The 13,513-nt window shown below is 58.6% G+C and carries 11 protein-coding genes and 1 pseudogene; 9 read left to right on the top strand and 3 right to left on the bottom strand.

The genetic code is table 11. From position 1 onward, the window contains the following. Positions 1-357 precede the first annotated feature (357 nt). A complete protein-coding gene (locus VL598_RS06680) occupies positions 358-684 on the bottom strand; it encodes a DUF2471 family protein (protein WP_325325912.1) in 327 nt (108 codons plus the stop codon). A gap of 406 nt (positions 685-1,090) precedes the next feature. Here VL598_RS06680 and VL598_RS06675 point away from each other — a divergent pair, with 406 nt between their 5' ends. The 3 genes from VL598_RS06675 to VL598_RS06665 all read left to right on the top strand — a co-directional run bounded on the left by VL598_RS06675 (position 1,091) and on the right by VL598_RS06665 (position 4,298). Continuing rightward, positions 1,091-1,870 carry an acetoacetate decarboxylase gene (locus VL598_RS06675; RefSeq protein WP_325325911.1) on the top strand — a complete coding sequence of 260 codons (780 nt, stop codon included), beginning with the start codon at positions 1,091-1,093 and terminating at the stop codon, positions 1,868-1,870. A 94-nt stretch (positions 1,871-1,964) separates the two neighbouring features. Further along, positions 1,965-3,194: a patatin-like phospholipase family protein gene (locus tag VL598_RS06670; RefSeq protein WP_325325910.1), complete on the top strand. Its 1,230-nt coding sequence runs from the start codon at positions 1,965-1,967 to the stop codon at positions 3,192-3,194. Positions 3,195-3,344: 150 nt separating this feature from the next. Next, positions 3,345-4,298, top strand: coding sequence for a DedA family protein/thiosulfate sulfurtransferase GlpE (locus tag VL598_RS06665; protein WP_414718667.1), 954 nt, complete (start codon positions 3,345-3,347; stop codon positions 4,296-4,298). Positions 4,299-4,329: 31 nt separating this feature from the next. On the opposite strand, the gene VL598_RS06660 is transcribed toward VL598_RS06665, so the two are convergent. Both VL598_RS06660 and VL598_RS06655 read right to left on the bottom strand, forming a co-directional pair. Then, complete coding sequence (locus VL598_RS06660; protein ID WP_325325908.1) at positions 4,330-5,250, bottom strand: bestrophin family protein; 921 nt, start codon at positions 5,248-5,250, stop codon at positions 4,330-4,332. Between the two features lie 102 nt (positions 5,251-5,352). Beyond that, positions 5,353-7,674 carry an FdhF/YdeP family oxidoreductase gene (locus VL598_RS06655; RefSeq protein ID WP_325325907.1) on the bottom strand — a complete coding sequence of 774 codons (2,322 nt, stop codon included), beginning with the start codon at positions 7,672-7,674 and terminating at the stop codon, positions 5,353-5,355. A 258-nt stretch (positions 7,675-7,932) separates the two neighbouring features. Here VL598_RS06655 and VL598_RS06650 point away from each other — a divergent pair, with 258 nt between their 5' ends. The 6 genes and pseudogenes from VL598_RS06650 to VL598_RS06625 all read left to right on the top strand — a co-directional run. Beyond that, positions 7,933-9,360 carry a PLP-dependent aminotransferase family protein gene (locus VL598_RS06650; RefSeq protein WP_325325906.1) on the top strand — a complete coding sequence of 476 codons (1,428 nt, stop codon included), beginning with the start codon at positions 7,933-7,935 and terminating at the stop codon, positions 9,358-9,360. Between the two features lie 81 nt (positions 9,361-9,441). Next, entirely contained in the window at positions 9,442-9,732 is a 291-nt protein-coding gene (locus VL598_RS06645; RefSeq protein ID WP_325325905.1) for a helix-turn-helix domain-containing protein, read from the top strand. A 307-nt stretch (positions 9,733-10,039) separates the two neighbouring features. Further along, positions 10,040-11,467: a pyruvate kinase gene (gene pyk, locus VL598_RS06640; protein ID WP_325325904.1), complete on the top strand. Its 1,428-nt coding sequence runs from the start codon at positions 10,040-10,042 to the stop codon at positions 11,465-11,467. Positions 11,468-11,660: 193 nt separating this feature from the next. After that, complete coding sequence (locus VL598_RS06635; RefSeq protein ID WP_325325903.1) at positions 11,661-12,134, top strand: VOC family protein; 474 nt, start codon at positions 11,661-11,663, stop codon at positions 12,132-12,134. Positions 12,135-12,495: 361 nt separating this feature from the next. Further along, positions 12,496-13,317: an AraC family transcriptional regulator gene (locus tag VL598_RS06630; RefSeq protein WP_325325902.1), complete on the top strand. Its 822-nt coding sequence runs from the start codon at positions 12,496-12,498 to the stop codon at positions 13,315-13,317. A 92-nt stretch (positions 13,318-13,409) separates the two neighbouring features. After that, positions 13,410-13,513 (top strand): annotated as a pseudogene (locus tag VL598_RS06625) (branched-chain amino acid ABC transporter permease); the annotation flags it as partial.

The raw sequence follows: 13,513 nt of genomic DNA, 5'->3' as shown, positions 1-13,513 counted from the left end.
AGGAAAGCAAAAAGAAGCCGGCGATAGGCCGGCCAAGGATGCTCTGGTTTTTCCGAGGACCATTCCAGAACAGGAGAGTAAGTGCGGTCCATTCCTGAACCACACGTGTATCAATATAGCTTGTCGGCCATTTCTATTTGCCGTCCAAAGCGTTACATTTTTGTTAGGTTGCGACGGCAACAGGGCGTGCCCATGTAATAGAGCCGTACGTCATAGGGGGCAAAACATGCCGTCGCTCGAACGCAGCGGGGCGAGCTTCGCGTACCGCCCGAACTGTGAGACGTGCATTATTGCGGTGATCAAATTGCCGTGTGCCATTTCCGCCGTTGCCGACAGTGACCTCACCGGCAACGTCATTCATGCTTCAGCCGTTGCCTTCGCCTCCATCATGGCTCGCACTATCAAGTACACCGCGGGCAAGTCGTCATCGTCGCGGCGCCAGTCCACTGCGTCGTCAATATTCGGCCCGGACAAGCGACTGTTACGCAGGCGTAGAAACGAATCGATGATGCCCGTGTCGTGGCGCGACTGAAATCCGAGATCCGAGAACGCCTGTTCCTCGAGTTCAATAAGCCAACGCCAAGTCAGCGCTGAAGGTGGCGAGCGACGGGGCAAATGGCGCTGTGCGAGCGTACCGATGATCCGTTGCAGATCGTTGGCAGCGCGTTGAATGGCGCGCTCCATTTGAGTTCGGTCAAATTCAGTTTCTTCGTATTCAAGCAGGGCTGCATCAAACATGGCAAGCGGCGTCGGGAAGCCTCAATACTGTAAATATATACAGTATTCGATGCGACGGCAAGCTAGCCACCAGCCGATCAGAGCACTCTGTCTACATTGCCTTGCTCGGATACCTTTGTCGTTTTGTCCTACATTGTTGTTTGCGCTGCAACAGAGTGTGCCCGTTCGCGGGACTACTGCCGCTCAATGACCACGCCTAGGCTTTGCCTAAGCGGTAGCCGCACAAGTAATGTAAATCGCGGCGGCAAATGCAACTCCTAAAAATAGCGTTAAGTGGCTGCGGCCCTCTCTGCTCGACGCGAACACATGCGGCTGATCGCTATGTAGTCCTTACTAACCGAGGAGCGATTTCGTGACAGAAGAAGAGATTCGCAAGAACGCTTTTGCCATGCCTGTCCACAATCCGGCGTATCCGCGTCCGCCTTTTCGCTTCATCAATCGCGAGTACTTCATCATTTCGTATGAAACCGACATGGACGCGCTCAAGGCCGTCGTTCCGGAACCCTTGACGGTGGATCACGCGATCGTCCATTACGAGTTCATCCGCATGCCGGACTCATCGGGGTTTGGCGACTACACGGAGAGCGGCCAGGTGATCTCGGTTCTCGACGAGAACGGAAATCGTGGGAACTACACGCATTCGATGTATCTGGACGATGAGGGACCCATTGCAGGCGGCCGGGAAATCTGGGGGTTTCCGAAGAAGCTCGCGTCGCCGCGACTGTCCATCGACGGCAAGGATACGCTGACCGGCACGCTCGACTATGGGACGCAACGCGTCGCCACCGGAACGATGGGCTACAAGTATCGCGCGATCGATGCGGCGCTAGAGCGGCAGAAGCTCGCGGACACACCCAATTACCTGCTCAAGGTTATTCCGCATGTCGATGGCTCGGCGCGCATTTGCGAGCTGGTACGCTTTTTCTTGCGCGACGTCGATATCATCGGCGCGTGGGAAGGGCCCGCAGCGCTCCATCTGCATCCGCACGCACTGGCATCGGTTGCGGATCTACCCGTTCGCAAGGTCATCGGTGCACGTCACATCATTGCGAATCTCACGCTCGATATCGGCGAAGTGGCTTATGACTACCTCGCAGCCGGCGAGTCGATGAAATTGGCAGTCAACCAATAAGGGGGACGTATGGTACAGAACGCCCGCAGTTGGTTCATGCATTGGGGAGGCGAACATGTCGAGCCAGCGTAACAAGCTAAAGCAGCCGAACCCCATGAAGCTTCCCGCTTATGACGAGATCGGGCTCGTGCTTCAAGGGGGCGGGGCTCTCGGCTCATATCAGGCCGGCGTCTATGAAGGCCTCGCTGAAATCGGTATCGAACCGACGCAGATTGCCGGCATATCCATCGGTGCGCTGAACACTGCGATTATCGCCGGCAACGCGCCGGCGGATCGGGTGGAAGCACTGCGCGGATTTTGGAATACGATCAGTCAAAAGGCGGATGCCTTCTCGCACTTGAGCGCGCGCATTCCCGCGTGGCCGGGGCTTGAAGACGTAGGGCGCAGGTGGTTGAGCGCGTGGGCTGCAACGCGCACGCTGCTGGAAGGCCAGAAGGGCTTTTTTTCCCCACGCCTCGATGCGTCGTTCGCAGCGCTTGGCAAGAAACGCCCCGACGAGGTTAGCTACTACAACACCTCGGCATTGCGTGACACGCTTTTGAAATACACAAACTTCGATCGCATCAATAACGGGAACATTCGCGTATCCGTTGGGGCGGTCAACGTGCGAACGGGCAACCTCGTCTACTTCGACAATTCGACGATGCGCCTGGCACCGGAGCATTTCATTGCATCCGGCGCGCTGCCGCCGGGGTTTCCGGCCGTCAAGATCGATGGTGAGTTTTACTGGGACGGGGGACTTGTTTCCAACACACCACTCACCGAGATCGTCAGAGAGTGCCAGCATAAGGACACGCTGGTTTTTCAGGTCGATTTGTGGAGCTCACGGGGCAAGCTGCCCTGCGACCTTCTGGACGTCAGCGAGCGCACCAAAGACATTCAATATTCGAGCCGTACCCGAGCGATCACCTCGTTCATGTCGCAAAATCAGAAGCACGCGCAGATGATCAAGGCGCTGCTCGAGCACATTCCGGAGAACGTGCGCCTTTCCGATCCGCTGCTTCAGGAGGCGCAGAAGACGGCTAATGGCAGTGCAGTGAATATCGTGCATCTGATCTATAAGAACAAGTCGTTCGAGGGGCACTATAAGGACTATGAATTCAGCGAGAGCACAATGCTCGAGCATTGGGCGAGCGGTCTCGAGGACATTCGCCGTTCATTCGGCCATCCCGAGTGGTTCGATATTCCCAGCCGTGAAATTGGCTTTGTCACTCGGGATGTGCACCGCTTTCGGCAGGAGGTCGACGATACCGCAGGCCCCGTCAAACAGGCTTCGCCGCGAACTGAACGTTCGCCGAAGGAAGAACTGACACGAGCGAAGTAGTGCAGATCGGGTAGCATCACAGTCGACACTAGAATCGGTTGGGTGGAGATGCTGGCCGCAAGGCGGCCCGCATAGGAACGCCCCAGTTGATGAGAGCAATAAACGACCTTCGAGCTCGGCGCGATCAACCAGGATGGAAAGGGCACCATGTTGTCGCATGAACTGATCGCGCGGTACGGCGCGTTGGTCGTTTTTCTGAACGTGCTTGGCGCTGCGCTAGGTTTGCCGGTGCCCGTCATGCCGACATTGATCACGGTCGGAGCCAGCATCGCGCTCGCAGCGGGCGTCTTATCTTCGGCGCTCTCACATTTCGTAATGATCCTGGGCGCCGCTGTTGCTGGCGGCGTACTGGGCGATCTGGTCTGGTTTGCGGGCGGCAAGCGCTATGGCGAACGCACGCTTAATACCCTTTGCAAATTCTCGCTGTCAGCAGACACGTGCATCAGTAAGACGGAGCGGTTCTTTGGGCGTTGGGGCGTGCGTGTTTTAATCGTGGCGCGGTTCGTTCCCGGCCTGTCGCTCGTTGTTGTGCCGCTATGCGGTGCGATGGCCGTCAGATTGCGTTCTTTCATATCGCACGATTTCGCGGGCGTGACACTCTGGGCATCGGTTGGACTGGCCACTGGTGTAGTGTTCGCGTCGCAAATCGACGTGATTTTTGTGCTTGCCTCTCAACTCGGCAGGCAAGCAGTGACTGTCATTGGAGTCGCACTGGCACTGTACGTCTTCTATCGGTACTGCCGGCGAATCATACTGGCGAAGGCGCTCGAGAAAGCGCGGATCAGCGTAAGCGAGTTGCGTGCACTGCTCGCGATCAACCCAGGCCCAGTCGTCGTCGACATCCGCTCCGCAGAGCGGAGAATACTCGATCCGTTTCTCATTCCGGGCGCCGTACTTGGCGATGAACGGGAGCTGCAGGAGATCGTGGAACGCTATGGGGTGAACCGGACGCTCGTCATCTACTGTTCATGCCCGAACGAGGTATCTGCGGCGTGGATGGCCAAGCGTTTGCGGCTAGCCGGCGTCAAGCTTGCATTGCCCCTTGCAGGCGGTATCGATGCGTGGCGCCTGGCCGGTTTTGATGTCGATCCGTTGGGGAGATGAACGAGTTGTACCGCGGCACTTCGGGGGACCGCTAGGTCAACTCATAGACACGTACGGGTTTTTCCTCTTCCGGAAGCGCTTCGCCACACAGCTCCAACAGCGAACGCTCGATCGTGCGTGCGATAGCGTTGAGCGCGAGGCAATTGGGCGCCGTTCCGAAAGGCTCGGCAATTTCAGCCGCAATCGCCTCCAACGCAAGCAACGTATAAGAGACGAACACCGAGATGAGCGGCGTAAAGTATCCGAGCGAATCCACGAGGCCGAAAGGAAGCAGCATGCAATAGGCGTAGACCGTCCGGTGAAGCAGCACGCCGTACGCGAAGGGAATCGGTGTCGAGGCGATGCGCTCGCATCCGCCTACGGCCTTCTCGAGTTCGTTGACCTGAATATCGAACATCGACAGCTGGATGTCGGAAATCAGTGCGCGGCGATGAAGGGACGCGAGCGTTCGACGGCTTTCGTTGAGGATGGCGATCGGTCGGAATCGCATCGCCTGCAATGCGGCAGCATGCTCGCCGCCGACATAGCGCGATAGGTCCGGCTCCGGGTTGCATTTCCTCAACTGATGCTTGAACGCATAGACGAAGCCAATCAAGCCGTGCACAAAGTGCCGGTGCTCGAAGCCGGCAATGCCTTCGGGAACATAGGCGATGACTTGAGAGGTTAGCGCGCGCGTGGCGATGAGCACGCCGCCCCAAAGATGCCGCGCTTCGCGGTACCTGTCGTAGCTCGCATTGTTGCGAAAGGCGAGGAAGATCGTCAGCGCAACGCCGCACAGTGTGAAGGGCGTCGTGTTGAGCGGAATCTTTTCGCCGAGAACGCGTCCGTCGGTTGCCACGGCCACGCAGCCGATGACGGTCATTAACAGCAACTGCGGGATGATGGACTGCAACACCGAGCCGTGCCAGACGAAAAGCAAGCGGAACCAATGCTGTGTAGGCCTGACGATCATGGTTGGCGTTGGCGAAAAGAAAAACGCAGTATCGCAGGTCGCTCAGTGCCTGCGGCACTGATCGACCTATCTCACGCGACCTGCGCCGCGCGCAGCGCCATTCTATGCTGCCGCAGCCACCGCCGCCCTGCGATGAATCAGCACGGGAATCGACTTCGACGTCGGCGTATTGCAGACGTCGCCAGTGCTTGAAAGCGGAACGAGCGGGTTCGTTTCCGGGTAGTAGGAGCCGATGCACCCGCGGGGAATGTCATATTCGACGAGCAGAAACTCATTCGCGCGTCGTTCGATTCCATCGTCCCATACGGTCGTCATATCGACCCATTCGCCCGCTTTGAGACCGAGCATGGCCAAGTCGTCGCGATTGATGAACACCACGCGGCGATGACCGAACACGCCGCGATACCGATCGTCGAGCGCGTAAATCGTCGTGTTGTACTGGTCGTGCGAGCGAGTGGTCATCAACACCATGCAGCGCTCTCCGTGGAGCTTCTTCGCACGTGCGATCGGCGTGTCTTGTTCGATAGCATGAACGATGAAGTTGGCCTTGCCCGTGTTCGTCTTCCAGTCGCGCTCACGGGATGCCACACGCAGATGAAAGCCGCCGGGCTGATCGATACGCGCGTTGTAGTTGTCGAAGCCTTCGACCGCTTCCTCAATCAAATCGCGAATGCGCGCGTAATCGCTCGAGACGCCGAGCCAATCCACCTTCTTGCTGCCAAGCGTCGCGTGTGCCATGTTCGCGACGATGGCGACCTCCGACAGCAGATTCTTTGAGGCCGGAATGTTCATTCCGTACGAAACGTGCACCATGCTCATCGAATCTTCAACGGTGACGCCTTGCGAAACGCCGGCTTGCACGTCGATTTCCGTGCGCCCGAGCGTTGGCAGGATAAGCGCGTCCTTGCCGTGGACGAGATGACTGCGATTGAGCTTCGTCGTGATATGAACGGTGAGATTGCACGCGCGCATCGCGTCGAACGTCCGTGGCGTGTCGGGCGTTGCCATCACAAAGTTGCCGCCGAGACCGATGAAGACTTTCACATGGCCTTCGAGCATCTCTTCGATCGTCTCGACGACGTCGTAGCCGTGCTCACGCGGCGGTTCGAAGTCGAACACCTTGCCGAGCCGATCCAGAAAGGCTTGCGTCGGCTTCTCTTCGATGCCGATCGTGCGATTGCCCTGCACGTTCGAGTGCCCGCGCACGGGGCACAGCCCCGCGCCTTCACGGCCGATATTGCCGCGCATCATCATGAGATTCGAGAGCATGTGCACGGTCGCCACGGAGTTTTTGTGCTGCGTGATGCCCATGCCCCACGTTGCGATGACGCGCTTGCCGTTGACATAGATGCGCGTGAGCGTTTCGATGTCCTCGCGTGGAACGCCCGATTCGGCTACGAGTGAGGCCCAGCTTTCAGCGCGCAGGTCCGCCGCGAACGCATCGAATCCGTGCGTATGCGTCTCGATGAAATCGATGTCGAGGATGCGCTCCTCACCGCGCTCGAGGGCCTCATCGTCGAGTTCGAGCACACGCTTGGCCACGCCCTTGATCAACGCAAAATCACCGCTGAGTTTGGGGCGAATGAAAGTCGATGCGATCTTCGTGCTCGAGAGCGTCAGCATCTCGATCGGATGCTGCGGGCTCGCGAACCGCTCGAGTCCACGCTCGCGTAGCGGATTGATCGAGACGATGGTGGCACCGCGCCGTGAGCACTCGCGCAGCTCACCCAGCATTCGCGGGTGATTCGTGGCGGGGTTTTGGCCGAAGATGAGAAAGGTGTCGGCGAGCTCGAAATCGTCGAGCGACACTGTGCCCTTTCCGATTCCGACTGTCGAAGGCAGGCCGCGGCTTGTCGCCTCATGGCACATGTTCGAGCAATCGGGAAAGTTGTTCGTGCCGTACATGCGCACGAAAAGCTGATACAAAAATGCCGCTTCGTTGCTGGCGCGGCCCGACGTATAGAAAGCGGCGTGGTGCGGCGATGGCAGCTTTTTCAGATGCTCAGCGATGAGCGTGAAAGCATCGGTCCACGAGATCGGCTTGTACTTGTCTGACACAGCGTCATAGACCATTGGATCGGTCAGGCGTCCATGCTGCTCGAGTTCGTAGTCCGTCTGCTTCATCAGCGCTTCGACGGTATGCGCTTCGAAGAACGCAGGCGTGACGCGTTTCGCGGTGGCTTCCGCGGCAACGGCTTTCACGCCGTTTTCGCAGAATTCGAATGTTGAGGAGTGCTTACGATCAGGCCAGGCGCAACCCGGGCAATCGAACCCATCTGGCTGGTTCTGCTTGAAGAGCGTGCGATAGTTGCCGCCCGACACCTTTTCCTTGATGAGGTTGATCGCGACGTACTTCAGAGCGCCCCATCCGGCGGCCGGATGATGATAGGGCTCGATACGTCCTTGCGGCTTGGACTTTTCCATTACTTCGGCTCCAATGACTTCGGGTGATGCCGCCCCCTCGTGACGGGTGTCGCTCTGGCATCGTTCATGGGATCGAAGATTAAGAGCAATAGGGTGCGTCTGAAGGGCACACATCCGCACTTAAAAAAAGAGTACAGTTCGAAAGACGTTTATGTCCGGAAAAACTGTGCTTCAAACGCGCAATGTGGGCGTAGACGGGTCATTAACTACCCGGATTGGCGCACGAGGCGTGCGCCTAGGGTGTAAAACTATCGGCTCGTGAAACTGTACGAACAGCTTGCGAAAGACATCGACGATCTCGTCCGGCGCGGCGTGTTTCGCCCGGGAGATCGTATTCCGTCGGTACGGCAAACCAGCCAGCACCGGCAGGTGAGTATCACCACGGTCATTCGTGCGTACTTGCTGCTTGAAAGCAAGGGCGTGATCGAAAGCCGCCCGCAATCGGGGTACTTCGTGCGCCGCGGGGCACGGGGCGCCGCGCAACAGGACGTAATGGGGTTGCGCACATCGAGGCCGATTGCCGTTTCGTCGAAGGTCGACGTGAGCCGTCTCGTATTGTCCACATTGCGCTCGATCGGCACCGACGAGGCAATTCCGCTCGGTTCGCCATACCCAGATCCACGACTCTTCCCGTTTGAAAAAATCAATCGATACGCGTATGCGATTGGTCGAGACAAGGCGATATGGGGCGTGACAGATGAGTTGCCGCCGGGCAATCCGAATCTCATTCGGCAGATTGCTCGTCGTTACTTGGAAAATGGTATTGCCGTCGATCCGCGCGAGATCGTGATGACCGTCGGCGCAACCGAAGCCATCAATCTTTGCTTGCAGGCGGTCGGCAAGCCTGGCGATACAGTTGCCGTGGAGTCGCCGACTTTCTACGCGATGCTGCACGCAATCGAGCGTATGGGCATGCGTGCCATCGAAGTCGCGACGCATCCGAGCGAAGGCATCGATATTGGGTCCCTCGAGGAGATACTGAAAAAGCGCAGCATCGCCGCATGCATGGTCATGTCGAACTTTCAGAATCCGCTCGGCTTTCAGATGCCAGACGAGAAGAAGCGCGAGCTCGTTGCGCTCATGTCGCGCTACGATGTACCGATTATCGAAAACGACGTCTACAACGAGCTTTATTTTGGTGAATCACACCCGAGTTCGCTGAAGTCCTATGACAAGAAGGGCCTGGTGCTGCATTGCGCGTCTTTTTCAAAGAGCTTGTCGGCGGCATTTCGGATCGGCTGGGCCATGCCCGGACGCTATCGCGATCAGGTCGAAAAGCTGAAGTTTCTCAACACGCTGACGACGCCGTCGATTCCTCAACTGGCCATCGCCGAGTACCTCGAAAAGGACGGATACGAGCATCATCTGCGCCGCGTGCGCAAGCTATACCGGCAGCAGGCAAGGCTCACGAAGACGATCGTCGATCGCTTTTTCCCGGCGGGCACGCGCACCTCCGAACCGATGGGCGGCTACGTGCTGTGGGTGGAGTTGCCCGAAAAGGTCGATTCCATGAAGCTTTATCACCTTGCGCTCGAAAACGGCATTACGGTGGGGCCCGGATACATGTTTTCAACGTCGAACGCGTACAGCAATTTCATCCGTCTCAACTATAGTTATCAGTGGTCTGCGGCGCTCGAAAGCGCGCTAATGACAGTCGGCAAGCTAGCCGCGCAGTGCGCGCGATAGCGGCCACAACGGGACGTCGGCTGCGAAGGTGGGCGAGCGGCAATCGACGGCAATCGACATTTCGCCGATGAGGAGAACAACTTGGTCCCTGACGAACAAGCACATCACAACGAAGACGAATTCGATCCCGTCGTCGCGACGGTCCTGCTGCAGTTGTGGACGGCTTCGCAGGAGTCGCCAGAGAAGCCGTGGTCGCTTCCGAAGCTTTGCAAGCGGGCGGATCTGCCGATGAGTACGTTGCGCCGCACGCTGACACGCTTGCAGGCGGCCAACCTCGTCGATCTGAGGACAAACGAAGACGAAGACAGAACGACCGCCACGCTGAGTGCGGATGGTCTCGAGTTCTGCACGCAGCTGTTCAGACCGGAATAGGCGCCCAACGGGGAGCTAATCGGCTGCTCAACACGTGATCGGCGCATTGCTTCATCGAGCGAACAATCGCTGGCGCATGGGGCAGAGGGCAGACACGGGCTAATTAATGCCCAGTTAAGCTTGGCACCCACGGCCGAACTCGTCGCGCACAACGACGACTTTCTTTCGATTTGATTTCAATGGTGACTCTCAGTGGCGGATTCGATACATCTTGTACCGTCATTGCTGACTCCGAATGGTCTTTTCGGCGGTGTCCGCCAGGACTAAAGTTTTTTGCCTGATTAAAGCCAACACGAGGAGAACGCAGATGAAGCGACAACGTAACGCAAAGATCATCGCAACGCTTGGTCCGGCGAGTTCGGATGGGTCGATGATCAAGCGGCTCTTCGAAGCCGGGGTCGATGTGTTTCGCCTCAACTTCAGTCACGGCTCCCACGAAGATCATCTGCGGCGTTTGACCGAAATCAGAAAGCTCGAGAAGGAAAGCGGTCGTCCGATCTCGGTGATGCTCGACCTGCAAGGGCCGAAGCTGCGGCTCGGTACGTTCGAAGGTGGCAGCGCCGAGCTGGAGAAAGGGCAGCGTTTTCGCCTCGATATGAACCCTGCAGCGGGTGATGCGTCGCGTGCTTCGTTGCCTCATCCCGAGATTTTCAAGGCGATCGAGGCTGGGTCCGAATTGCTGCTCGACGACGGCAAGGTGCGCCTGCGCGTCGAGTCGAAGGGTAGTGACTACGCCGACACCGAGGTGATCGTCGCCGGTCGCATCTCTGACCGCAAGGGCGTCAACGTGCCGGGCGTCATGCTGCCGATCTCGGTGCTGACGCGCAAAGATCGCGAAGATCTCGCGTTTGGACTCGAAAACGGCGTCGACTGGGTCGCCTTGTCGTTCGTGCAGCGCGCTGAAGACATCGACGAGGCGCGCGCCCTTATCGGGGATCGTGCCTGGGTCATGGCGAAGCTCGAGAAGCCGCTTGCCATCGACCATCTCGAGGCGATTGTCGAGCGTTGCGACGGCATCATGGTCGCACGGGGAGATCTCGGTGTCGAACTGCCGGCCGAACAGATTCCGGAGTTGCAGCGGCGCATCGTGCGCACTTGCCGCGCGATGGGCAAGGCTGTCGTTATCGCGACGCAGATGCTCGAATCGATGACGAATTCGCCGGTGCCGACGCGTGCGGAAACATCGGACGTCGCGAATGCGATTTACGAAGGCTCGGATGCCGTGATGCTGTCGGCGGAATCGGCAAGCGGGAAGTATCCGTTCGAAGCCGTATCGATGATGAATCGCATCGTCGAACGCGTGGAGAGCGACCCTGATTACCGCGCTGGAATCGATGCGTCGCATGCGGCAGCTCAAGCGACGGCAGCCGACGCCATTTGCTGTGCACTGCGTGACGTCGTTGCGCTCATCAAGCCGGCCGTGACGGTGACTTACACGTCGTCGGGTTTCACGAGTGTACGGGCAGCGAGAGAGCGCCTGGCAACCGCGATTATCGCGATGACGCCTTCGGAGATCGTTGCAAGGCGGCTGGCTCTCGTATGGGGCATCCATCCGGTAGCGAACCGGAATGCGCACAACGTCGATGACATGATCGCGCTGGCTTGTGACGAGGCGCAAAGCTCCGGTTTCGCCCAAAAGGGCCAATCCATCGTCATCGCAGCGGGCTTGCCGTTCGGTGAATCGGGCACGACGAATATCCTGCACATTGCCAAGGTAGGAGAGTGCGGAGCGTAAGCAGGCAGGGCGATTCAGTCGAAACGACCTTCTTCCAAACGCCGGCCGGGCCGAGTGTGGCCTGATTTGCCATCAGTTCGGCCGGCGTTTGTCGATTCGGCGCTGTATCGTTCGTTGTGAGTGTGGGGCTGGCGCATGCGGCAGCAAGGCGCGTGGCTCCATTTCTTACCACGTTCGAACAGGAGCCATCACCATGTCTACGCCATCCGTTGGGCCGATTCCCGAAGGCATGCATTCGCTCACGCCGCACCTCGTGTGCGCGAACGCTTCGGAGGCAATCGAGTTCTACAAGCAGGCTTTTGGGGCGACCGAACTTTTTCGCATGCCAACCCCCGAAGGCAAGATCGGGCACGCACAGATCAAAATTGGTGACTCCGTCGTGATGCTGACCGACGAAACGCCAAAACAAAACATGCTGGGCCCGAAGGCGCTCAAGGGGACGCCCGTCAGTCTCTATTTGTACGTAGAGAATGCCGATCAGGTGTTTGAACAGGCAGTCGCCGCCGGTGCGACCGCGGTTGCACCGATCGCCGACATGTTCTGGGGTGACCGCTGGGGACTCGTCGAAGATCCTTTCGGACACCAGTGGCACATTGCGACGCACACGCGCGATGTGAGTCCAGAAGACATGGAACGGGCAATGAAAAATATGAATTGTCCCGGTTGAGTCGTTAGCCTTCCATTACGTTGGCGCGACAGGAATTTTTTAGGACCTCATTGGCGAATCCGCTGCTCATTTGAGGCGGCTGTCGACGGCGCGGCGCAAGTGAACTGCGCCGGCCTTTTGTATTTCGATTTAGAACTTGTCGGCCGGGCCAGCCCAGAGGCATGGACTCCCCTGACCCGTTGCGGTCCTTCGACCCATCGTGGCGGAACCACTGACCAGCTTCATCACGCCCCTCGCTGCGGCACTCTGATTAACCTCATAGAGGCCTGAACAATCCCTCGGCGGTTTTCAAAAGCCGCTAAAAACGCAGGCGGGCGGACGGGGATAAACTTGCGATTTCCTGCAAAGTAATCGCGAAGCCATGACTGCCGCACGTTTCAGCAATTCCGCGCGCTATTGGCGCTCGCCGCTCGTGCCCGGCGCGGACATGGTGACCGCCGAGTATTACGATCACGCCTTCACACCCCATTGGCATGATGCGTACACCATCCCCGTGATTGAAGCGGGCGCCGAGCATTATGACTATCGCGGATCGAACTATGTGGCTGAGGCGGGCTCGGTGCCGGTCATCAACCCAGGCGAAGTGCATACCGGTGCGCGGGCGGTGGATCTGGGCTGGCGGTATCGCGTGTTTTATCTACCGGTCGATTTCGTACAATCGATTGCCGATGAAGTGGCTGACGCCGTCCAGCCAATGCCTTGGTTCTCCACCGACGTCATCCGCGATGCCGATCTCGCCCGGCGCGTGAAGCTTGCGCATCAGGTACTGGAAACAGGCGCCGATCCGCTCGCGGCAGAACATGCGCTGTTCGACGCGGTGTCGACACTGCTTGTGCGTCATGCCGGGCAACGGCTGCCGGTGGCGCGCATGCGGATGGATACCGCGCGCGTGGACGTGATGAAGGCCCGTCTCGTCGAAGACCTAACAGCGCCGTTGTCGCTCACCGAACTGGCGCAGACGGTGGGGCTATCGACGTTCCACGCGGCGCGACTGTTCACCCGCGAAATCGGGCTGGCGCCGCATGCGTGGCGTAACCAGATGCGTCTGAACCGTGCGTTGGAGGCGTTGCGTGCGGGCGAATCGGTGACGGACGTGGCGGCAGCCAGCGGCTTCACGGATCAAAGCCATTTCACGCGGCATTTCAAACAGACCTTCGGCGTGCCACCCGGACGCTGGCGCTAGAAGACCAAACGCGCCTCAAGGTAAGCCGACCGCAAGAACGTACAAGTGCCCGCGGGCCGCGCGCTCTATCCTCGCTCTGAACGGAGGAAACCTTGAACTCAACGCAACAGCCAGGCAATCTCGCTGAATTCGGCGCGGGCGCACGCGACACCATTCCCATGTTGGTCGGCGCCGCGCCCTTCGGTGTGATCTTCGG

The organism is Trinickia sp. (assembly GCF_035492435.1).
GTDB lineage: Bacteria > Pseudomonadota > Gammaproteobacteria > Burkholderiales > Burkholderiaceae > Trinickia.
The sequence above is the reverse complement of the archived record's forward strand: the minus strand, read 5'-3'. Positions and strand labels throughout refer to the sequence as shown.

Coding starts and splice junctions, on each gene's coding strand:
- VL598_RS06670 (WP_325325910.1), top strand. CDS start 1,965: ATGAAGCTTCCCGCTTATGACGAGATCGGGCTCGTGCTTCAAGGGGGC.
- pyk (WP_325325904.1), top strand. CDS start 10,040: ATGAAGCGACAACGTAACGCAAAGATCATCGCAACGCTTGGTCCGGCG.
- VL598_RS06660 (WP_325325908.1), bottom strand. CDS start 5,250: ATGATCGTCAGGCCTACACAGCATTGGTTCCGCTTGCTTTTCGTCTGG.
- VL598_RS06635 (WP_325325903.1), top strand. CDS start 11,661: ATGTCTACGCCATCCGTTGGGCCGATTCCCGAAGGCATGCATTCGCTC.
- VL598_RS06655 (WP_325325907.1), bottom strand. CDS start 7,674: ATGGAAAAGTCCAAGCCGCAAGGACGTATCGAGCCCTATCATCATCCG.
- VL598_RS06630 (WP_325325902.1), top strand. CDS start 12,496: ATGACTGCCGCACGTTTCAGCAATTCCGCGCGCTATTGGCGCTCGCCG.
- VL598_RS06680 (WP_325325912.1), bottom strand. CDS start 684: ATGGAGCGCGCCATTCAACGCGCTGCCAACGATCTGCAACGGATCATC.